Consider the following 21479-nt stretch of genomic DNA (forward strand, 5'->3'; position numbering starts at 1 on the left):
TATTTATAGGCTTTGCAAGCGCGGCCATTGCGTTGTATTGTTAAGTAACTAAAAACAATATGATTGGAACGTGTATGCACGCCTTAGAAGTAAATTTTGATGGCTTAGTTGGCCCTACTCACAACTATGCGGGTTTATCGTATGGTAATGTTGCCTCGTTAAATAATGCGGCAAGTTTTTCAAACCCTCAAGAAGCTGTGTTACAGGGCCTTGAAAAAATGAAAGCCATGCACGACAAAGGCCTAACACAAGGTGTGTTTGCGCCCCACGCACGCCCCGATTTAAACGTACTACGTCGCCTAGGTTTTACCGGCAACGACTCGCAAGTTATTCATAAAGCATTTAAAGCCGACCCTATTTTATTGCGCGCCTGTTACTCGGCCTCTGCAATGTGGACCGCCAATGCCGCTACTGTTTCACCTTCGCCAGACACCCTCGATGGCAAAGTGCATTTTACCTCAGCTAATTTAAACAATAAGTTTCATCGCTCCCTAGAGCCTGCTACAACTACCCGCTTACTAAAAGCCATGTTTAATAACGATAGCTACTTTGCACACCACACGCATTTACCCGATCAGGGCTTTTTTGGCGACGAAGGCGCAGCTAACCACACCCGCCTTTGCGACAGCCACGGCGAGCAAGGCCTAGAAATGTTTGTATTTGGTGCAAGTGCCTTTAACAGCCAATTACCAAAACCGGCTAAGTTTCCTGCAAGGCAAACACTAGAAGCCTCAGAAGCCATTTGCCGATTACATAATTTAAAAGAATCGAGCCAAATTTTACTGCAGCAAAATCCAGATGTTATAGACCAAGGCGTGTTTCATAATGATGTAATTGCAGTAGGTAACGCAAACGTATTGCTTTGCCACCAGCAAGCATTTTTAAACCAACAAGATGCCCTGCAAGAAATTCGTGATGCCTACACCGGCAGCAAACAGCTATACATAATTGAAGTACCTACCGATAAAGTAAGCATTAGCGATGCAGTAAGCAGTTACTTATTTAATAGCCAATTAGTAAGCCTAGATGATGGCTCAATGCTATTAGTAGCGCCACAAGAGTGCCAACTTAATAGCGCAGTAAACGCCTACATTGAAGAAATGATTTTAGCCGATAACCCAGTAAACCAAGTGCAGTTTTTTGACCTGCGCCAAAGTATGCAAAATGGCGGCGGCCCTGCCTGCTTACGTTTACGTGTAGCTCTTAACGAGCAAGAACTTGCTGCGGTAAACCCAGAGGTTATTTTAACCGATACTAAATACACTCAGCTTTGTGACTGGGCAAAGCGTAACTACCGCGATAAGCTAGGTGCAAGCGACTTTGCCGATTCAGCCCTACTTACCGAAAGCTACCAAGCACTGGATGAACTAACCCAGCTGCTTAACTTAGGCTCAGTGTACGACTTTCAATTAGAAGGTTAATACTCGTCAGCAAAAAGCTAATACAAAAATAGCGAGCCAAGGCTCGCTATTTTTATTTGTGCTTATGCTAATAGTGTTTAAAGGTTTTATTTACCGTTATTAACCGTTACTGCCGATGCCATCGACTCAGATATATGCAGCGTACGCTGCGGAAACGGAATGCTCAGCCCCGCACCTTCTATGGCTTCTTTAACGCGTTTATTTAAATCCCACACGGTTTGCCAGTAATCGCCATTTACAGCCCATGCACGTAATTGAATATTTACTGCGCTTTCGCCTATTGAGGTAACCATTACTTTAGGCGCGGGCTCTGCGAGTAATCGGCTTTCTGATTCGGCAACTTCTTTAAGTACATTTAAGCCTACATCAATAGAGTCGGCGTACGAAATTCCCACCACTATATCCATGCGCCTTTTACCGTTACGGGTAAAGTTTTTAATGTTGCCGCCCCACACTTTACCGTTAGGCGATGCGATATAAAGGCCGTCGGTGGTTTTAAAAATGGTCGTAAATAAGTTTATTTCGTTTACTGTGCCAAGCGTGCCGCTCGCATCTACAAAATCGCCTATTTTAAATGGCCTAAGTATGAGTAGCATAATGCCGGCTGCAATATTACTTAAAGTGTTTTTAAGCGCCAAACCAATCGCTAAACCCGCCGCGCCCATTAGCGCTATTAAGCTTGCCGTATTAACGCCAAAAATATCTAAAATAAACAGCGTAGCAATTATGTAAACTAAATACCCCGCAATGCTCGATAAAAGCGGCAGTAGCGTTTCGTCTACTTTTTTTAATGGCGACTTAGAATTTTTAATCGCTTTTTTTACCGAACGCGCAATAAGCGCACTCGCAACTAAAATAGCCAAGGCTAATACCACTTTGTAACCTAAAGTGATGATTGTTTCTGAATGGCTTTGCCAAAACACAATAAGTTTATCTTTCATACATATTCCAACTATGGGCTGATTATCAGCAAGAATTAAATCTATACACTTCAAAAGAAGTGGCGGGAGTATATAGTAAAAATTTTAAAGCGATAGCATTAAAATAAGGGGAAGGTGTGCCTATATCAGCAAATTAATTGGGCAAAGTTTTTCTTTTTTTCGCTTAAATTTTCACACTTAAAGCCTTAGTGATCACAAACTAGTTAACCTATGGCGTACATACTTTTGTTCAAAAATGCGCAAAGTAAAATAAAGATTAACTTCAAGTAACTATTCTAAAAACCAGTTCAATTTAAATTCAGCTTAGCCCTTCTACAATTCGCTTTATAAACTAAAGGAGTAAATCATGAATTTTAAATCAACATTAGTCAGCAGCGCCGTTCTTTTTGCATTAGCCGGGTGTGGCTCTTCAAGTGATGACAATGACACAACAACGCCACAATCTAGCGACAAGTCAACCTTTAGCCTTGGTGTGTCAGATGCCCCGGTTAGTGGTTTAAAAGCGGTTAACGTCGTGTTTGATTCAATCACTATTAAAACACAAGGCGATGAAGAATTTAGTTTTGAAACCCGAAGTGAAGCTGACGCATCTCAACCACAAATGGTTAATTTGCTCGATTACACCGGGGACGATGTTTTTGAGCTGCTTGACGATCAAGAAGTGCCAGCAGGCGAATACTCGTGGATCCGCGCTCAAGTTATAAATGGCGATACTAATAACCTTAGTTTTACATCTCACGTAGTATACGAAGACGACAGCATTGCTCCGCTCGTGGTTAAAAGAAAAGGGAATGATGGTGTAGGCGAAATACAACTCGATGGCTTTACACTTAACCAAACTGATAACGACTTTGTTTTAGAATTTGACCTAAAAAAATCGCTGGTCGATCCCCAAAATAATGAGGAGATCTTTTTAAAACCTAGAGGCGTACGATTACAAAATCTTTCTGAGTCACAAGAAATTGAAGGCACAGTAAGCCAAGCGCTTATTAATAACTGTGAAACAGACAATATCGCCACTGCTGCTGCAGATTCAACGTTTGGACACGCCGTATATTTATATTCATCAGATGCTCAAGTACCTAAAGATATATACGAAATAGATGAGCAACCCCCAGAAGATGCCCCTCTTGCGACCGCAAATGTTGTATTTGATCAAGACGATAACCAATATGAGTTTGAGCTTGCTTTCATTACACCGGGAGACTACCAACTTGGCTATACGTGCACCGCACATATAGACGATGCAGAGCTAGAAGATACTGATTTCACTGTTTATCAACTTAAGCAAATTAGTGTACCGCAAACTGAGGACCTTTCAGTTAGCTTTGACATAACACAATAAACGTATAGCGCACTTTAAGGTGCGCTTTTTTTATAAAAAGTATAACAAAAACGAACACTCCACCTTTGCAAAAACCCATTAAAGCCACTCACCTAACATCATCCAAATAATTCATTCGAAAAGTGACCTGCATTCAAGCCCTGTTAACCCAGAACTGGTACAGTTAATAGCACGTATTAGTTAAACCGTTCTTATCATTTTGAATATGTAAACATAGGAGAAATAATCATGGCGAAAGAAAAAGTAGTTCTAATTACAGGTGCCTCTAGTGGCATAGGTGAAGCGAGTGCAAAAACATTGGTTAATAACGGCCATAAAGTCATTCTTACCGCCAGAAGTGAAGATAAATTAGCTGAACTAGTTGAGTCGTTAGGTGAAGATAACGCACTGAGTGTACCCGCAGATGCCACCGACTTTACCGAACTTGAAAACGTAGTAACAAAAGGGCTTAAAAAATTTGGCCGACTAGATGCCGCATTTGCCAACGCGGGTATGGGCGTTTCAACCGCAGGCACTGAAAAAGGCGACCCCGATGAATGGTCAACCATGATAGACATAAACATTAAAGCCCTGCTATGGACGGCAAAAGCAACCCTGCCTCATTTACGCCAAAACAAAGGCCACTTTATATTAACCAGCTCAGCCGCTGGCCGTAAGCCAATAAAAGGCTCTATTTATGGCGCAACTAAATGGTTTGCTTACGGGTTTGGCCAAAACTTAGCTGAGGAAATGAGCGAGTGGAACGGCCGCTGTACCACCATAGCCCCTGGCATGGTAAACACCCCATTTTTTGATGAAGCTAAACCCGACAAACTCGACCCGCAAGATGTGGCCGACGCCGTACTATTTGCCATTGAAGCAAACCAGCGCAACAACGTGCGTGAGATATATTTAATGCCGACTAATTAACGTTGTTTGGTTAAATTTGAGCTGTCAGGTTTAATGCCAATGGCGTTAAACCTGACGGTTTTTTAATAAATACTGGCTGGATAGAATGAAGAATTTAAGATGGATGTCTTGTTTATTTATCTTGTTTATTTAGTAATGGTAACGGCACGAGATAACTGTAATTGCTGTATCATCCACGGCATATACCAAACGATTTGTATCATCTATTCTGCGAGACCAAAAGCCTGAAAGATTTTCTTTGAGGGGTTCCGGTTTTCCAATCCCATCAAATGGAGAACGCTTAACATCGACAATTAGCTTATTTATACGTTTCAAGGTTTTCTTATCTTGAGTCTGCCAGTAGACGTAACTATTCCAAGCTTCATCAGTCCATGATAATAACCTGTTAATCATCAATAAGTTCTCGTGGAGTCGTTTTGCCCGCTTTATACTGCGCAATTGAACGGTTTAAATGCTCAGCGTTCGCTGGAGAGCGAAGTAAATGAACAGTTTCCATAAGGCTGTTGTAGTAATCTAATGACATTACAACCGCATCTTCAGTGTCACGACGAGTGATTACTGTCGTATCTGCATCATTAATTACATTATCCAAAACGGTTTTTAGACTATTTCGGGCTTCGGTAAAAGACACTATTCTCATTTTGCACCTCACTTGTACATTATATAAGACAAGTTTAGCTGGAAAATTATTACATGTACAGGATACTGTGCATTACTTTGTCGTGGTAGCAAATTTCTAAATAAAGCGCACAGACATGTGGGCTAAAACAAAGGCCACTTTATATTAACCAGCTCAGCCGCTGGCCGTAAGCCTATTAAAGGCTCTATTTATGGCGCAACTAAATGGTTTGTTTGCTTACGGGTTTGGGCAAAACTTAGTTGAGGAAATGGTGTGTAGAATGGCCGCTGTACCACCATAGCCCCTGGCATGGTGAACACCCCATTTTTTGATGAAGCAAAGCCCGACAAACTCGACCCGCAAGATGTGGCCGACGCCGTACTGTTTGCCATTGAAGCAAACCAGCGCAACAACGTGCGCGAGATATATTTAATGCCGACTAATTAACGTTGATTGTTTGAGTTTGAGCTATCAGGTTTAATGCCAATGGCGTTAAACCTGATGGTTGTTTGTATTTTGAGGTTAGATTTTAATAGCGCAAAGTTGAACACTGCATAATTAAAGATCTGATTTGTATTAGCTGCCTACTTCTACACGCCAAGGTGGGTTAACTCTATTAACACCCGCCCAATAGAGCTTAATTTTATGCCCTGACGGATCATGCAGTACGGCCTCTCGCCATAAATAACTCTGGTCTGTAGGTTCTTGTATAAATACAAAACCTTTAACTTTTAAAGCCTCAACCAGTTCATCTAATTGTTCATGTTCAAAATATATTACCGTGCCACAATCAAACTCACCTCGATCTAAAGACAATGAGAAAGTTGAATCCCCATCTGGGCATTCAAAGCGAGCATAATGTGGGGTATCTACAATTTGGGTAAAACCTAAGTCGCGATAAAATTTAGTCGAAATTTCCATATCCGTAACGGGTAATGTAATTTGATTTAAGTTCATTTAACTTCCCTGTAAAAAATAAAGGTGACAAGTATGCCAGTTGTTTATGCACTGTCATGTAATATTTTGCTTTTTATACAAACAAAAGCCTGAAGCTTAGCCTATCAAAGTGAACACTATAAGTGGTTAATAGTTTAATGGGTTTTATTATGGATCACTCACTACAATGTACTCTCCATTGGGATATGACGGCTGCCTACCTGACACGATGAGCCTGCAGTAGTAAAGCGTCTAATCCAATGAGTTACTAAAGCATCGCCACTGTTTAATGGTTAGGGTGTACTGTTTAACTGCCTTTTTGTGATATTGGCCAAGCTCGAACACACCAAACCCAAGCTTCTCGATGACACTAATTGATCCCGTATTTTCAGGCTCCACTATCGCAATTATTTCTGAAATATTTAAATTAGTGAAAGCATACTCTATAACTGCACAAACAGCTTCAGTAGCATAGCCTTTATTCCAATGTTCTCTGCCAAGTCTATATCCTAAATTTACGACTAGCTTATCATTATATGTTTCTTTATTTAGGCCTGAAAAACCAAGCAACTTGTTATTATTTTTATCAATTATTGCCCAAGGCCCGAAGTCATATTCTTCATAGCTTTTTTGACACCATTGGACAAAATTTGATGTTGCTATTTCATCCATAACACCATTTAAAGAATAAAGCATAACCTCAGGATCAGATAAAATTAGTGATAAAGGTTTAATATCGTCACTAGTTAATGGACGAAGCAAAAGTCTTTTAGTTTCTAGCAAATTTACTCAACTCCTTTTAATTAAGATGACACCCACTTTATTTAATCTGTTCAAATTTTGCCATCGAATTAAATTTTGAAACTAAATTTACGCGCTTATCACCCTAAAAATCGAAGTTAACGGCTAAAATAATTAAGATGGCAACCACTTTATTTAATCTGGCGGCTCACTTAATGCAAAACTTAGGGTGGGTGTCTATTTAATTTTCTTTAGTTTTATAATGCACACACTCCATAACTTTTAAACTTATAACTCGTTATTATTTATACAAATCATAAACCACGCCTATTGAATACTCTGTATTTTTACTTCATATTAAATAATCTTATTTCTCACTTATTAGGCTGTTATGTCACTTTTTAAATTTAGCCAAGCACTTATTTTTACCCTTGCGAGTACCCTACCGCTTACAAGCCACGCGGCGCTTAATAAAAACGAGCGTAAAATAGTAAAACAAGTTGAGCAAAACATGCCGCAAGCGCTTAAAGAAATAGAACAAGCGGTAAACATTAATAGCGGCTCACTAAATATTGAAGGCGTAAAAAAGGTAGGCGCGCTTGCAAGCGAGCAATTAAAAGCCATTGGTTTTGAGGTTGAGTGGCTAGATGGCAGCGCGTTTAACCGTGCAGGGCATGTACTCGCTGCGCACAAAAGTAAAAACCCCGATGCAATAAAAATACTGATGATCGGCCATCTTGATACCGTGTTTGCCAAACACGATAACTTTACTACCTATAAACAAATTGATGAACACACCGCCAGAGGCCCAGGTGTAGCCGACATGAAAGGTGGTAACACTATTATAATTACCGCACTTAAAAGCTTACAAGCCCTTAATTTACTTGAAAACGTAAGCGTAAAAGTACTGCTTACCGGCGATGAAGAAAGCAGCGGCCGCCCACTTAGTTTATCTAAACAAGCCATTGTTGATGGCGCAATTTGGGCTGACGTAGCGCTAGGTTTTGAGAACGGCGATAACAATATTAAAACCGCTATGGCGGCGCGCCGTGGTTATACCGGCTGGACGTTAAATGTAACGGCCAATGCTGCACATTCATCGCAAATATTTAGTGACAATGTGGGCTATGGCGCTATTTACGAGGCGTCGCGTATTTTAAATGACTTTAGAGAACAACTTGCCACACAACCTAACTTAACCTTTAACCCGGGGCTTATTGTAGGCGGCACAAATGCCAATTACGACAGTGCTAACTCGTCAGCCACGGCGTTTGGTAAAAGTAACGTAATTGCGCAAACCGTCCATGTAGCGGGTGATTTACGGGCACTTTCGCCAAAGCAGGTAGAAGGCGCTAAAAAAGTGATGCAGCAAATAGTGGCTAAAAGCTTAAATGGCAGCCACGCTGAGCTTATTTTTGAAGACGGCTACCCACCAATGGGGCTCACCAAGGGTAATAAAAAGCTGCTTGCACTGTATAGCCAAGCAAGCCAAGACTTAGGCTATAACAAAGTGGAGGCTGCAAACCCACGTAATGCCGGTGCGGCCGATATTTCGTTTGCTGCAAACCATGTTGATATGGCGCTTGATGGCCTAGGCCTAATGGGCAGTGGCGCACACACTAAAAACGAAACCGCCGATTTAACCTCACTTAATAAAAACACCGCTAAAACAGCACTGCTTATTTACAGATTAGGGCAGTTATAAACACAGGCTTAGCCTTTATGGGTTAATAGGCTCTAACCGTTTGCCTGCTACTTGCAATGCAAACTTACGCAACGTTTTAAGCTGCGGGCTTTCGGTTTGCCAATAGTGCCAATACAAAGGTGTATCAATATAATATTCTGGGAATAAATCGACTAACTCGCCTTTTATCAGCGAGTCTCCTAGCTGTAAGGTAGGTAATAGCCCATAACCTAGGCCTGCTATCATGGCTTGTTTAAATCCCTCTGACGAAGGGTAAATATGGGTAAACAGTGGGGCTGAGCCATTAATATCTTCTAAAAACTGGTGTTGTAGCTTGTCATACTCACTAAATACCAAGCACGGTAAATGCGCTAATTGCGAAAGCTCAGTAAGCTTATGTTGTTTTATAAAATCGGGGCTTGCAATGGCTTTGTAGCGTATGGCGCCAAGTGGGCTAACTAGGCCACCATTAACGGGCTCGGGGGATGAGCTAATACACACCATAACCTCGCCGTCTTTCATTCTTTTATGGGCAATGGATTGATCTTCACTAATAACTTCAAAGCGTAATTTGCACGCAAGCTCTGTATCTAATACGGCGAGTGCTTCGGGCAGCCAGGTGGCAAGCGAATCCGCATTAGCAGCAAGCTTTACGCTAAGCGGGGTGTTTAAATCTGTGTGCTTGTTAAGTGCCTCTACATTAAGGGCCACTTCTAGCTGCAATACTTGCTGTAAATGATTAAGTAAACGTTTACCAAGTGCCGTGGGCGTTGGCGGCTGGGTTCTTATTAATACGGGCTCGCCTAGTTTGGCCTCAAGCTGATGAATACGCCTGCTCACCGCCGATTGGGTAATAAATAATTTTTTTGAGGCCTTTTCAAATCCGCCTTCACTTATCACGGCACTAAGCGCATTGAGTAACTGGTAATCAATCATGAGTTTTACGCATATAACAACAAATATATTCATTGGATTTGTAACAGAATCCCCCCTACCCTGCAAGGCATTGGATAACGGGTTTTATTTGAGTGGATTTGAAGTATGTCGTTTTTGTCGGGTGTGATGTTAGGGCTAAGTTTAATTATTGCCATAGGGGCGCAAAATATTTGGATTTTAAGCCAATGTATGGCGGGCGCTAACCGTTTTGTTTTAGCTGCGGTTTGTATACTTTGCGACGCCACATTAATTATTATAGGTGTATTTGCCGCTAATGAGTTAAAGCTATGGCTGCCGGGGTTATTACCGTGGTTAACGTGGGGCGGTATAGCTATGTTACTTTACTTAGCATTTGGCTCTGCGCGCAGTGCAATTAAAGGCACATCGGGGTTAAAAGTAACTCAGGTAATAAAAGTGAGCTGGTGGAAAACGGCCCTTGCGGCCTTTGCTATAAGCTTACTAAATCCACATGTTTATTTAGACACCGTATTACTACTTGGCAGCATTGGCGCATTACAACCCGCGCCTATGCACTTTGCTATTGGTGCTTGTGTGGCCTCTGTTATTTGGTTTAGTAGCTTAGTGTTGTTTGCGCCAAAATTAAAAAAGGTTTTAAGCTCCCCATTTAGATGGCGCGTATTTGATAGCTGTATTGCGGTTATTTTATGTTTTGTGGCGTTTCAGTTATATAACGTGCCAAGCCAATAAGCCAAAACAGCGGTAGTTATGTATTTAATTACCGCTGTTGTTAGCCGTTTTTTAAAAGACTAAGACATTATTTTATAAAGTAATTCTCGCACTGTGGCCGGTTCAAACGGTTTATCACAAATAGCATCAACTCCTGCTTGCGCAATATTAGCTAGGTGAGTGTCGTTTGCCTCTGAGCTCACCATTAAAATAGGAATATGCGAGTAAGCATTTGAGCCACGTACAGTTTCGGTTAGTTCGCGACCATCCATTTCTGGCATGTTGTAATCGGTAACGATTAAATCGAACGACTGCTCACTAAGGTGCGCTATGGCTTCTTTTCCGTTTTCGGCTTCTACGGGTTCGGGGATCCCCATGCCAGCAAGTACGCGTATTATGTGTTTACGAGCAAAGCGGCTGTCGTCTACTACAAGTACGCGAAGTAGCGTTACATCAAAATGATCAAGCTCTACTTCTTCTTCGCTTATTATATCGAGAGTTGCTTTAAGTGCGCGAGTAATGGCTTTTGCGCTAAAAGGTTTAGGTAAAATAGCCAACACACCGGATTGGCGTAGTTGCTCAAGGTACTTTTTATTACGCTCGCTCGATATAAGCATAAAAGGTTGATGTTCCGTGGCGGGGTTAAGTCTTATTTTTTGCAATAATGAGTCGGCGGTGCCGTCTGATAAGTACATCGAGCTTATTACTAGGTCTGGGTGGTAACTTTCAAGTAACGATAAAACCTGCGCTTGAGTAGCCGCGGTTTCTACTTGTTTAACACCACTTTCTGCAAGCGATTTTATTATTATTTTTTGCTGAACCTCTGAAGGCTCTACAAGTAAAATGGACAAGTTTGCTATTGCAGTTAGGTCGCTCATTCAAGTCTCTTTAGTATTGTTATAATAAGGATAATAATAACATTGTTGACTCGTTAATATTATATAAAGAGATTGTAATATTTAAGAAAACATTAGCAATCTCTTCAAAATATAGCACTTTCTAATTAGATTGGATGTATTCTAATGCATTCATTTTTTTGTACGTTACATTGCTGTGCATTATGTGAACAGGGTTAGGGTCTACCACTTCTACAGGTATGTCGTAATTACGGGCTATTTCTAATGCCATTTGGGTGATATTTACACTAAACGAGGTGCCCATAAATACAATTTTATCGGCGTTGAGCATACGCTGTTGTGCTTCGGTTATTCTGTAAAGCTCGGTGTAAAATTCATCGAACAACAACACAAAAGGCTTAAACGAATGATTAAGCTCCGGTGTTTGGTTTTGAATATTAAATAGCTCAAAAAGAGACTCATGCAGGCGGCTTTCATCTACACTATCCCACGGAGTCATAAGCGGTTTAACGGCTTCGCCTTGCTCATGAAATAACGTCATTTGATCGAGCCTACCGTGTATAGCAATGTAATTTTTGTTACCGGCTTTGCCATCAAGACCATCTATATTTTGGGTTATTAAATTTTTATCGCTCAGCCAATGGTGTACTTCATTAGGGCCATGGTTACGATAGGCAGCAAAACGGTTGTAATACCAGGCTAAAAACTCGCGCGGATTGTTTTGATACATAGCACGCGTGGCCATTTCCATAGGCGTATAGTTTTTACTGCCTATAGTCCAAAAGCCATCTTCGCCTCTAAATGTAGGTATGCCACTAGCAGCACTTACCCCTGCACCGGTAATATAAAGTGTATTCACTGTGCTACCTCGTACCCTAGTACATCGTTTATTACTTGTTGTTGGTTGTTCATACCGCCAATACGATATAAAGCCCCTTTGTGCTCAAGTAGGCCACGGTGATCCATACTGCCAACAGCTACATTAGGTAATATCTGCCACGTGTTTTGCTTTATATTAAAACCCCACACATGGTTGCTCGCCGGAGCGGGCTGTTTATTGTAGCCAATCCCATCGTAGTTATAGGGGTTATTAGAGCCGCCAATCATGTAAATATTGTTATTGTAGCTAGTAGCAGCCATACGGTAATGCGACTCCCCTGTAGGGTGGGGCAAAGTACGCCAATCTATTTTTAGTGGATTGTTGGCATTTATTGTGCCTTTTAAACACTGCGCAACACCTGCAAACGAGCGGCGAGAATCTGGATTTGCTTGGGTTTTAACGCCATCGCAAATAACAATAGTATTACCACTAATAGCAGCCGCTTGGCCAAATACTGGCTCACCTAAAAAAGGCGACGCCTGCTGCCATGTATTGTTTTTAGTATCGTACACCTGTACTAAATTTACGTTGCCATCGTTATGCCAGCCGCTAATAAGGTATATGTAACGCTCTTTGTAGCTTAGCGCTACGCTGTCATCAACCGGTACTGGCATACTTGCAAGGTGTTTATACGTATTGTTTTTTATATCGAAACGGTACACATCGGGGCTTGATATTTCAGTATGATCGCTATCTACCGTGTAGCCACCAAATATATAAGCGTATTCACCTAAGCCAACAGCAGTACTGGCTAAGCGCCCCTTTAATGGCAAACTTGAAGGCACACTCGCTTGTTGCTGCCATGCGCTGTCGCCCAGTTTTAGCGAAAATACCTTATTGTGTACATCGCTATGTTGTTTGTTTTTACCAAGCCCCATAAAACTCAAAAAATAGCGTTGGTTTTCAACAGTAACCTTTGCTACGGCATTGTTTGCAACGGGTTCGGGTAAAGCAGGAAGGCTTGCTAACGCAATAGAAAAAAGAAGGCTCATAAAAACAAATAATATAAAAGTGACTAATACACTTAGGGTAAATTATTTTACCTGCATGAACCAGCTAACTATAAGTAATTTACCTTATTAATGCGTGTGTTTAGGTGTGCTGCGTTTTACAAACCATCTAATAATTAATGGTGTAGCCAGTGGGCTAAATTAGATAAGCGAATTTACAAGCAGCGCCTAATGTACACTGCATTATTACTTGATTTTGAGGCTTTATTTGTTAATTTTATTTAAAAACTACAAAACTTTAATAATTTAGCGTTAAGTTTTAAAACATCCTTACTACTTAGTAATTTATGCTAGTTAGCCTAATAAAGTGTACTTTTAGCAATATAAAGTATGCTAATATTTTGTGGTAACAAATGTTTTACAAAAATATATCCTGTTTTTGATTTTTGATCCCTGTGGAGAAACCTAGGTGAAAATACCTAAAAAGTTATTGTGCTCACTTATTATTGCCTCACCAATACTTGCTGCAGAACCATTAAACGACGATGACTTAGACCTTGACGCGTTAATGGGAATGGATGTTCAAGCAACTTCTGCAATGAAACGAGCACAATCGGCCTTTAACACCGCCTCTTCTATTTATGTGCTAAGCAAAGAGCAAATTACCAGCTCGGGCGCTACCTCTATTCCTGAGGCATTAAAAATGGTGCCAGGCCTTACCGTAAGACAACTTGATAACAATCAATGGGCTATTTCTGCACGCGGTGTTGCTTCACGGTATTCCAGCAAATTATTAGTAATGATAGATGGGCAAAGCCTATATACTCCCAAATTTGCGGCTGTGTATTGGGAGTCGTTGCATGTGCCTTTATACGATATTGAACGCATTGAGGTTATTCGTGGTCAGGGCGGGTTGTTATGGGGTAATAACGCAAATAACGGCGTGATCAATATCATTACTAAAAATAGCTTAGATACACGCAACACTTACGCTAAAGCAATTACAGGTAATCAAATAAATGCCGACATAAGCCTTCGCCATGGTGGTGATATTTCTGATATTGGTAGTTACAGGAGCTACTATAATACTAAAAATACCGCACCTTCTAAAAAAGGCAGCCGCATTAAACCTAATGACTTTACTAAACAGCACGCTGGCGGCTTTAGAGCTGATTTTACGCCAAGCGATGAGTGGTCAATCCTCCTACAAGGGGATCATACCCACACAGAGCACGGCCAAAACCTTACTGGGGTATTGGATGCGTCTAACCGCAGTCAGCAGTTTCCAACTATTGCAGATAGGCGCGATACGCGATTAATGACCCGTGTTGAGCATCGCCTTTCAGATAATGCAAACCAAATGCTGCAAATGTCGTGGCTTAAACAACATGGTGAACAACCCTATATAAATGAAGACTTTGAATCGATTGACGTTGATTATCAAATGAACTTTATTACCGGTGCACTCCAGGTAGATTGGGGGCTTAATTATCGATTTAATGATATTTCTTTTCAAGACAGCATTTTTATTAATAGCGATAAAGACCTAGAAGACCTTCATCAATACGGTGCCATGCTGCAAGCGCAATACAGTGTTATTCCAGATACGTTAAACCTCATTGTAGGCACAAAAATAGAGCATAACGATTTAACCGGTTGGGAAAATCAACCCCTTGCCCGCTTTACCTATCAGCCAAATAGTAAGCACCTAGCATGGGGTTCAATTTCACGAAGCGTACGTATTCCTACACTAATTGAATTTAACGATAACTTTAGAGTAAATGGCCAAAAAATCTCAGACGTTATTGGCATGCAGTCGGGTATTGCTGAAATAGATCAATACCATATAGCTACATTTTTAAATGGTAACGATAACGTAAAAGCCGAAAATTATATCTCGTACGAGCTAGGCTACCGTATATCAAAGGCGCAGTGGTCTTTAGATGTTTCTGCATTTAATACGCAAGCGGATGATGTGGCCGTAATTAGCTTAAACCCTCATGTAGAACAATTTATACCTGCATTAAACTTTTACTTAGCCGGGGAAGTGTCACAAGCATTTGCGGCGCTTCAAACAACAAGCTTAGATTACGACTTTGTTTCGGTAGGTGAAACCACCACAACCGGCGGTGATTTATTGTTCTCGATGCAACTAATGGACAACTTAAGCAGCGAAGTTGGCTACAGCTATACAAAAATAGATTACGACTTACCTAATGCAACGCGCCCTACTATTGGCTACGACTCAGTAAACAGACAATTATTTACTAAACTGAATTACCAATTAAGTGAGCAGCATTCTATTTTTGCCACGCTAAGAGCCGAAAACTCAAATACTTACAATACAGATAACTACACCGCTGTAGACCTTACATGGAACTGGAAAATAAACAATAACTGGGCCACAGCAGTATCAGGCAAAAATTTATTTGCAGGCTCACACATAGAATACGCCAATACTCGCGAAACATTTACGGTTCCTAATTACATAGACGAATGTGTAACGTTTTCTGTTAGTGCAACATTTTAAGAGAGCCAATGCTTAAGCCTTTAAATCGATTGCTTTACCTATTTTTTTGCCTTGCGCTTTGTACAAGCTCAAGCGCGTTTGCGGTGCAAAAAGAATATGTGCTTAAAGCAGGCTTTTTATATAACTTTGCCCGCTTAGGGCAATGGCAATCTGCACCCGAAAACGGCTCCGACTTTTTAATTTGTAGCCCCGACAGCCAATTTATAGCAATAGCAAATGCCGCCCTAGAAAACAGAAAAGTACATGAACGCCACTTACGAAATAAACTAACTCCCCTCGAGACAACTGCACTTGAGGGCTGTGATATAGTATTTATTACTGATAATACCTATAACATGTGGTTAGATGCCCACCCCGCGCTTAATTTAAAAAATACAATGATAGTTGGCGAAACCGATGGCTTTATAGCCGCACAAGGACATATTCGATTTTTCCTTTCAAGTAGTAAGGTGCGCTTTGAAGTTGCCCCAAGCAAGCTTAAAAAAGCAGGCATTACTATGAGCTCAAAAGTGCTGCGCCTAGCACGTGTAGTTGAGGGGTAAATAATGAAAAACTACTTCTCACTCAACTCAATGAGTAAAAAGCTGCTGTTTATTTTAATGAGCGTTGCGCTTATTTCTACAGCTACCGTTACTGCCGTTTTTAGCGCCTATGAGCTAAAAACCGCAAAACAAGAACAAACACAAAGCCTAAAATCACTCTCGCAAATATTAGCCCCCAATATTAGTACTGCTTTAATATTTTACGACACCGCCGCAATAAAAGAGCTGATTGAGCCGTTATTAATGCGCTCCGATATTGTATCGGTAGAAGTGATAAACAATTTGAGCCAACAAATTGCAAGCGTGACCTCGCCTAAATACAGCCAAGAAAGCTCAGCCCCGCATACAATAGAAGTAAAAACAGCATTAACAATTGACGCTCAACGCTACGGTACGCTGATTGTGCGCGCCGACGACAGTGACCTAAACGACAGAGCCGCTTTTTATGGCCGGTTTATTATTGTATTAATGATTTTTAGCTTTATTTTAAGTTTGCTTGTATCGCTAATGCTCAGAAAACGTTTTTTAAACCCCATTTTATATTTAGCACAAACAGCAGAGCAAATTACCTCATCTAACGACTATAGCTTACGTGCAAAAGAGCTTTCAAAAGATGAAGTGGGTAAACTAACTAGCTGCTTTAATACCATGCTGCAAACTATAGAACAGCGCGATAACCTGCTAGAAAACCAAGTAAAACGCAGAACAAAAGAGCTCGAAAATGCCAATGTTCAGCTGCATCAATATGCCTATCAAGATGGCTTAACCGACCTACCTAACCGCCGTTATTTTTATGAGCACCTGCAACAGCTTGTAAGCACACCTGAACAACCATTTTCTTTGGTATTTATTGATTTAGACGGCTTTAAAGAAGTAAACGATAGCTTAGGCCACGACTTTGGTGATTTATTACTTCACGAAGTGGCTAAGCGACTTCGCCGCTGCTTAAAACAGCAAGACATAGTGGCGCGCTTAGGCGGTGATGAGTTTACCCTAATACTAAAAGGAATAAGCGATACAACAGCGGTTTCGCACATTGCACACGATGTAATGAAAAGCCTGACCCGAACGATAACCATAAAAAACGAACATGTGCAGGTAACCGCGAGTATAGGCGTGGCGTTTTTTCCGCATGACGGCATATCGGTCGAAACCTTAGTTAAACGAGCCGACCAAGCGATGTATTTGTCAAAAAGTAAGGGGCGAAACAGGTTTGAGTTTTTCTCATACGAAATGGAAGAACTGGCGATTGAAAAGCGCCGCCTTATAGAAGAAATACGCATTGGCTTAAATAACAACCAATTTGAACTTTACTATCAGCCAATATGGGACCCCCATTCACGTACGCTAAAAAAAGCAGAAGCGCTGATCCGTTGGAACCACCCAGAGCGAGGCATTATTGGCCCTGTTGAGTTTATCGATATAGCAGAGCAAAATGGCTTGATAAAAGAGCTAGGCGAATGGGTTAAATCGCAAGCTGTTCGCGATGCGGTGCAGTTTAATAAACTAAGCTATACACCGGTGCAAATTAGTGTAAATACCTCACCTTTAGAAATTGATCGCGACGGTGTTTGGGTTACCCAATGGGTAGAGGCGTGCAAACTTTATAATTTGCCACCTCATACTATATTAATTGAGATAACCGAAAATAGCTTAATGGACCCAGATAATGCTATTCAGCACCATTTAAAACGCCTTAATGCGCTTGATATAGACATTGCCATTGATGATTTTGGTGTTGGGTACTCATCGCTTGCGTACTTGCAGCAGTTAGACATTGATATACTTAAAATAGATCAATCGTTTATACAAAATATTGAAGCTAATAGCAGCAGTATAGCGCTAATTAAAGCCATAATTACTATGGCGCATAACTTAGGGGTAGAAGTGGTCGCCGAAGGGGTTGAAACACCAACCCAACAAGCACAATTAATCGCGTTGGGCTGTGATTACATCCAAGGCTACTTATATTCTAAACCGCTTTCAAAGCAAGATTTTATAAATAGCCATCTGCAAATAAAAGCAACCGTTGAATAACCTACAACCAGCGCGGTACGGTTTGCTTATATTTTAGGTAGTCATTATTAAAACGCGTTACTAAATGCGCTTCTTCAACGGCTATTTGTTTATAAAGCGCATATAAGCCCACAGCAAGGCAAATTAAGCTAAATAAGCTTGGTAATGCTAAAAAGAACCCCAACTGAGCAGTTGCCACACCAACATACATAGGGTTGCGCGAAAAACTATATAACCCTGTAGTTTTAAGCGTTTGAGGCCCATTTGGGTCTATACCCGAGCGCCAAAGTGACGCCATATGAAAATGAACAACCATACTGAGCACAAAGCCCGCCGTGAGCATAATATTGCCAAACATAACCCCCGGCCACCCATTTAAGGTATAAAACATACCTAAGTAGTTATCGGTGGCAGGAACAAACACACGCAGCACACACACAAACCATATAGCAGCTCTAAAAAACTTAAACGCCATATGATTCCACCAGCTAGTACAAAACTTAGCGCCAGGAAAAATAACACCCGCAGGCGTTGAACGGTTTTTATAAATAATTCTAACGGTGTAAAACCCCGCCACAAACGTATAAAAAAGCGCTAAATACACACGCGTAAATTCGATTAGCGAAGCAGAATCATCTATCAACGGTTGGTAACTCATTAACCAATAACTTTTTATCCATCAAATATTAAACCATATTAGTATTCATGTAATTAAGAAACAACCCCTATACGAGCAGTGAATAAAGTTTAAATAAAATGAAGTAGCTCATGTAATTCGTCAAACTCAATAAATTGCTATTTAATACTATGGATTCGCAAAAAATGTTTAATTTCTCTTTATTTTTATATGAAGCTTTTTTTAAAGCCAATTAAATAAATAGATTTATCAAAATACCTGCGCTAGAGTTTATAGCAAGAGAGTAATTAATCAGTTGCTCTCTCCTCCATAGCTAAGCGCCTCAAAATTTTCAAAAGAGCGTACCCTGATTCTGTAAATATTAAATTTTTCTATAATAAGCTTACAACTTTTTGTGAGCTCATTAAGTATTTAGATAATTAAATTTATATGGAAATTTACTTATGAAACCAAAAAAGAAGTTAGCTCTAGTATTAAGTTGCTGTTTAATATTCAGCTTTAACTCGCTAAGCACCCAAATGAACCTTGACCCTAATAATGATGGCTTATACAGTGACCAAGAGCGCTACCAGCTATTAAATTTTTTAGCTAATGAATACCCCGAACTTGAAGGTAACTATGATGTTGATAATGACTCAAAAGTTACTATTTTAGAACAAACTCAAGGGCGTTTACCCTTATCTATGCGCATTCCTGAGCGCGCAATTTCAAGTGAGAAAAAAGTACCCTGGGCGCTAAACCTTTTCCCAGAGTGGCTTATGACTGCGTATTTTCAGGAGGATGCTCAAGTAGGTAAATTACCCAAACATTCTTCCCGGGGCACAATTATTGCCAATGCAACTCAAACTACAGACGCTTTGCAGCCTGTTAAAACGGACGCAAAAAAAGGGATTGAATTTTTAGAAAATACGGGAAGCTACTTTGCAGTTCCTGGCCAACGTGATGCTAGGTGGAATTATAGATGGTGTATTTTTGTATTTAGAATTGATGCCGAGACAGGCAACGATGAAAAAACAACTCTTGTAGATATAAATCAAGGTAATGGATCGAATAAATCATCGCCCAAAATTTGGTATGACAAATCAAATGGGTTGAATATTCAATACGTTGGATTAAATAGCTTTGGGCTCGATAAGCGTATTATTACAACCAAAAATGAAGTTATCGCAGACGGTAAAACATGGAACGTGGTTGTAACAGGGATACGATATGGACAGCTATTTGCTTCTGTAAATGGTGTATCGTTATCTACTGACACTGAGCAACCAGATCGATTTTCTGGACAATGGCTATATGAGCCGAGTTCCTACCTTGGAGATAAGAGCACCGGAAATATGGCTTGGGCTTACGACACTTTAGTTTTTGGCTTAACTGAGCCTTCAGAAGCAATGGTTCGTAAAATGACAGGGTGGGCTGCACATCGCTCAGCTGCACTCGCTGATTCGACTAATAGCCAATTAAGTCCAATTGATTTACCAAACGACCACCCGTACAAAGATACTCGCCCGGTTATGGATAAAGAAGATTTTCCTTATAGATATATCCACGATGAACAGGAATGGACTGAATGGGGTAAATCAATTAGCCCTTCACAGGTTCGGGTAAATAGTGGTAAAGAAAGAGTCGTGCCTGAAGGGTTTGAGAGAGTATTCTATGATGACTTTCGCCATGATAGAGTAAAACATAGTGCCAGTGGCGAGGCCGACCTATGGGCTGCCCCAGGTTTTAACCCTGCAGTCGGTGCGAGCTCTCAGCTCATTGCTCCTAATGGTACCTACAACGCTTATCCTCACGATAGTGATGACAAAATCCAAACGTTAGCGCTCATTAAAAAAAATGATCGTTGGAGAGGGAGTGCTTTTTACAGTGTAAATGATCTGGGTCATGGTTACACTTGGAGCGGGCCGAAAGTATTTAGGATACGGTATATGCTTCCCAAAGTAGCCCAAAGTGACTTACCAGGTGGGTTATTCCCAGCTTTTTGGTCGTACAACCCTGACTTTTTATTTTGGCGAACTGCTAACCGTATTGAAGTCGACTGGTTTGAGCTCGACGGCCTTAATGGTCAGTGGTTAAATGGCTTGTCTTCACATTATCATTATACTGCTGTAAAAAATATTTTTGCCAAACAATCCTCAAGTTATAAAAGTTACAAAGCTTATTGGGGGGAATTAACAGAGCAAAAAAGTAATATTGAAGGTGGAATGGAGTTTTGGGATGGCAAATACCACACTTGGGAGTTTATTGTTGATACTGACATGACGTATATCAATGTTACTATTAGTGATGACTCAGGTAATGAAAAGTGGGTAGAAGTTGGGCGTGTCCCCACCCCTGCAACTTACTTACAAAGGCTAGATATACAATTAGACTATGCTCTAAAATCACATAATGGTAACCCAACAACAGAGCAAGAAAACTTTAACATTGATTTTATTGAGGTTTTACAAAAAACCTCAGAAATCGAAAAGCTCCCAGAGCCATTTCTAGCGAGACCAAAGATCGTCGGGGATGCCCTTGCAGGAAACACTGTTGAATGCCAAGCAAACATTCAAGGCGTTAAAGATGTTCGCTATTACTGGTTTGCAAGTGGTTACCCACTAACGTACACGGTAAAAAACACCTTCGAATTGACCAATGAATTTGTTGGAGACGAAATTCGCTGCATGGTGAAAGCTGTTGGAGCCCTTAACATGCCTGAGGCATGGTCTTCGAGCGTTACCATTGAGCAGAGTAATTTTTCTAAAACGCTAGATAATATACTGCGCCCAATCAGATCTTTTTTTGCCGACAATAGTTCTATTAATGAATAGCAAAATGGCAACCTAAGCCTAGCATAACGGGCTTA

Annotated in this window: 19 protein-coding genes and 1 pseudogene; 10 read left to right on the forward strand and 10 right to left on the reverse strand. The window is 40.7% G+C overall.

Annotated elements, in window-relative coordinates; all coding sequences use genetic code 11:
• The first annotated feature begins 74 nt into the window (after positions 1 to 74).
• The gene (gene astB / locus EJ103_RS19160; RefSeq protein ID WP_126009445.1) at positions 75 to 1421 is read left to right on the forward strand and encodes an N-succinylarginine dihydrolase; all 1347 of its coding nucleotides are present in this window, start codon (positions 75 to 77) and stop codon (positions 1419 to 1421) included.
• Positions 1422 to 1507: 86 nt separating this feature from the next.
• Here astB and EJ103_RS19165 read toward each other — a convergent pair whose 3' ends face one another.
• On the reverse strand, positions 1508 to 2362 hold the full coding sequence (locus tag EJ103_RS19165) for a mechanosensitive ion channel domain-containing protein (RefSeq protein ID WP_126009447.1): 855 nt from the start codon (positions 2360 to 2362) through the stop codon (positions 1508 to 1510).
• Between the two features lie 346 nt (positions 2363 to 2708).
• On the opposite strand from EJ103_RS19165, the gene EJ103_RS19170 reads away from it, so the two are divergent.
• Both EJ103_RS19170 and EJ103_RS19175 read left to right on the forward strand, forming a co-directional pair.
• On the forward strand, positions 2709 to 3707 hold the full coding sequence (locus EJ103_RS19170) for a DUF4382 domain-containing protein (RefSeq protein ID WP_126009449.1): 999 nt from the start codon (positions 2709 to 2711) through the stop codon (positions 3705 to 3707).
• Between the two features lie 228 nt (positions 3708 to 3935).
• Positions 3936 to 4616: an SDR family oxidoreductase gene (locus tag EJ103_RS19175; protein WP_004587015.1), complete on the forward strand. Its 681-nt coding sequence runs from the start codon at positions 3936 to 3938 to the stop codon at positions 4614 to 4616.
• Positions 4617 to 4745: 129 nt separating this feature from the next.
• Here EJ103_RS19175 and EJ103_RS19180 read toward each other — a convergent pair whose 3' ends face one another.
• Together EJ103_RS19180 and EJ103_RS19185 are read right to left on the reverse strand one after the other, a co-directional pair.
• Positions 4746 to 5009 (reverse strand): Txe/YoeB family addiction module toxin, encoded by a 264-nt coding sequence (locus tag EJ103_RS19180; RefSeq protein ID WP_126009451.1) that lies wholly within the window; start codon positions 5007 to 5009, stop codon positions 4746 to 4748.
• The gene (locus EJ103_RS19185; RefSeq protein ID WP_126009453.1) at positions 5002 to 5256 is read right to left on the reverse strand and encodes a type II toxin-antitoxin system prevent-host-death family antitoxin; all 255 of its coding nucleotides are present in this window, start codon (positions 5254 to 5256) and stop codon (positions 5002 to 5004) included. The genes EJ103_RS19180 and EJ103_RS19185 overlap by 8 nt, the downstream gene beginning before the upstream one ends.
• A gap of 129 nt (positions 5257 to 5385) precedes the next feature.
• Here EJ103_RS19185 and EJ103_RS19190 point away from each other — a divergent pair.
• Positions 5386 to 5682, forward strand: a pseudogene (locus tag EJ103_RS19190) (SDR family NAD(P)-dependent oxidoreductase); the annotation flags it as partial.
• 129 nt (positions 5683 to 5811) lie between these two features.
• Here the strand turns inward: EJ103_RS19190 and EJ103_RS19195 are convergent.
• Together EJ103_RS19195 and EJ103_RS19200 are read right to left on the reverse strand one after the other, a co-directional pair.
• The gene (locus EJ103_RS19195) at positions 5812 to 6192 is read right to left on the reverse strand and encodes a VOC family protein (protein WP_126009455.1); all 381 of its coding nucleotides are present in this window, start codon (positions 6190 to 6192) and stop codon (positions 5812 to 5814) included.
• A 231-nt stretch (positions 6193 to 6423) separates the two neighbouring features.
• Complete coding sequence (locus tag EJ103_RS19200; protein ID WP_126009457.1) at positions 6424 to 6954, reverse strand: GNAT family N-acetyltransferase; 531 nt, start codon at positions 6952 to 6954, stop codon at positions 6424 to 6426.
• A gap of 349 nt (positions 6955 to 7303) precedes the next feature.
• On the opposite strand from EJ103_RS19200, the gene EJ103_RS19205 reads away from it, so the two are divergent.
• The gene (locus tag EJ103_RS19205; protein ID WP_126009459.1) at positions 7304 to 8617 is read left to right on the forward strand and encodes a M20/M25/M40 family metallo-hydrolase; all 1314 of its coding nucleotides are present in this window, start codon (positions 7304 to 7306) and stop codon (positions 8615 to 8617) included.
• 15 nt (positions 8618 to 8632) lie between these two features.
• On the opposite strand, the gene EJ103_RS19210 is transcribed toward EJ103_RS19205, so the two are convergent.
• On the reverse strand, positions 8633 to 9565 hold the full coding sequence (locus EJ103_RS19210) for a LysR family transcriptional regulator ArgP (RefSeq protein WP_241232321.1): 933 nt from the start codon (positions 9563 to 9565) through the stop codon (positions 8633 to 8635).
• A gap of 72 nt (positions 9566 to 9637) precedes the next feature.
• On the opposite strand from EJ103_RS19210, the gene EJ103_RS19215 reads away from it, so the two are divergent.
• The gene (locus tag EJ103_RS19215) at positions 9638 to 10240 is read left to right on the forward strand and encodes a LysE family transporter (RefSeq protein WP_126009461.1); all 603 of its coding nucleotides are present in this window, start codon (positions 9638 to 9640) and stop codon (positions 10238 to 10240) included.
• A 59-nt stretch (positions 10241 to 10299) separates the two neighbouring features.
• Here EJ103_RS19215 and EJ103_RS19220 read toward each other — a convergent pair whose 3' ends face one another.
• The 3 genes from EJ103_RS19220 to EJ103_RS19230 form a co-directional block, all read right to left on the reverse strand.
• A complete protein-coding gene (locus EJ103_RS19220) occupies positions 10300 to 11097 on the reverse strand; it encodes a response regulator (protein ID WP_121638280.1) in 798 nt (265 codons plus the stop codon).
• 121 nt (positions 11098 to 11218) lie between these two features.
• Entirely contained in the window at positions 11219 to 11935 is a 717-nt protein-coding gene (locus EJ103_RS19225; protein ID WP_024032918.1) for a Sir2 family NAD-dependent protein deacetylase, read from the reverse strand.
• Positions 11932 to 12948 (reverse strand): kelch repeat-containing protein, encoded by a 1017-nt coding sequence (locus tag EJ103_RS19230; protein ID WP_126009463.1) that lies wholly within the window; start codon positions 12946 to 12948, stop codon positions 11932 to 11934. Before EJ103_RS19230 ends, EJ103_RS19225 begins: the two co-directional genes overlap by 4 nt.
• A gap of 427 nt (positions 12949 to 13375) precedes the next feature.
• Between EJ103_RS19230 and EJ103_RS19235 the strand changes: the two genes are divergently transcribed.
• The 3 genes from EJ103_RS19235 to EJ103_RS19245 are packed head-to-tail and all read left to right on the forward strand — an operon-like array spanning position 13376 to position 18015.
• The gene (locus EJ103_RS19235) at positions 13376 to 15436 is read left to right on the forward strand and encodes a TonB-dependent receptor (protein WP_126009465.1); all 2061 of its coding nucleotides are present in this window, start codon (positions 13376 to 13378) and stop codon (positions 15434 to 15436) included.
• Positions 15437 to 15444: 8 nt separating this feature from the next.
• Positions 15445 to 15978 (forward strand): YfiR family protein, encoded by a 534-nt coding sequence (locus EJ103_RS19240; RefSeq protein WP_126009467.1) that lies wholly within the window; start codon positions 15445 to 15447, stop codon positions 15976 to 15978.
• Between the two features lie 3 nt (positions 15979 to 15981).
• Positions 15982 to 18015, forward strand: a complete 2034-nt coding sequence (locus EJ103_RS19245) for an EAL domain-containing protein (protein WP_126009469.1) — start codon at positions 15982 to 15984, stop codon at positions 18013 to 18015.
• Position 18016: 1 nt separating this feature from the next.
• Here the strand turns inward: EJ103_RS19245 and EJ103_RS19250 are convergent, their stop codons facing one another.
• Positions 18017 to 18652: an isoprenylcysteine carboxylmethyltransferase family protein gene (locus EJ103_RS19250; RefSeq protein WP_121638275.1), complete on the reverse strand. Its 636-nt coding sequence runs from the start codon at positions 18650 to 18652 to the stop codon at positions 18017 to 18019.
• Positions 18653 to 19149: 497 nt separating this feature from the next.
• Here EJ103_RS19250 and EJ103_RS19255 point away from each other — a divergent pair, with 497 nt between their 5' ends.
• Complete coding sequence (locus tag EJ103_RS19255) at positions 19150 to 21444, forward strand: hypothetical protein (RefSeq protein ID WP_126009471.1); 2295 nt, start codon at positions 19150 to 19152, stop codon at positions 21442 to 21444.
• The last annotated feature ends 35 nt before the right edge of the window (positions 21445 to 21479 follow it).

Source organism: Pseudoalteromonas sp. Xi13, from assembly GCF_003952205.1.
In the GTDB taxonomy this organism is placed as follows: domain Bacteria; phylum Pseudomonadota; class Gammaproteobacteria; order Enterobacterales; family Alteromonadaceae; genus Pseudoalteromonas; species Pseudoalteromonas atlantica.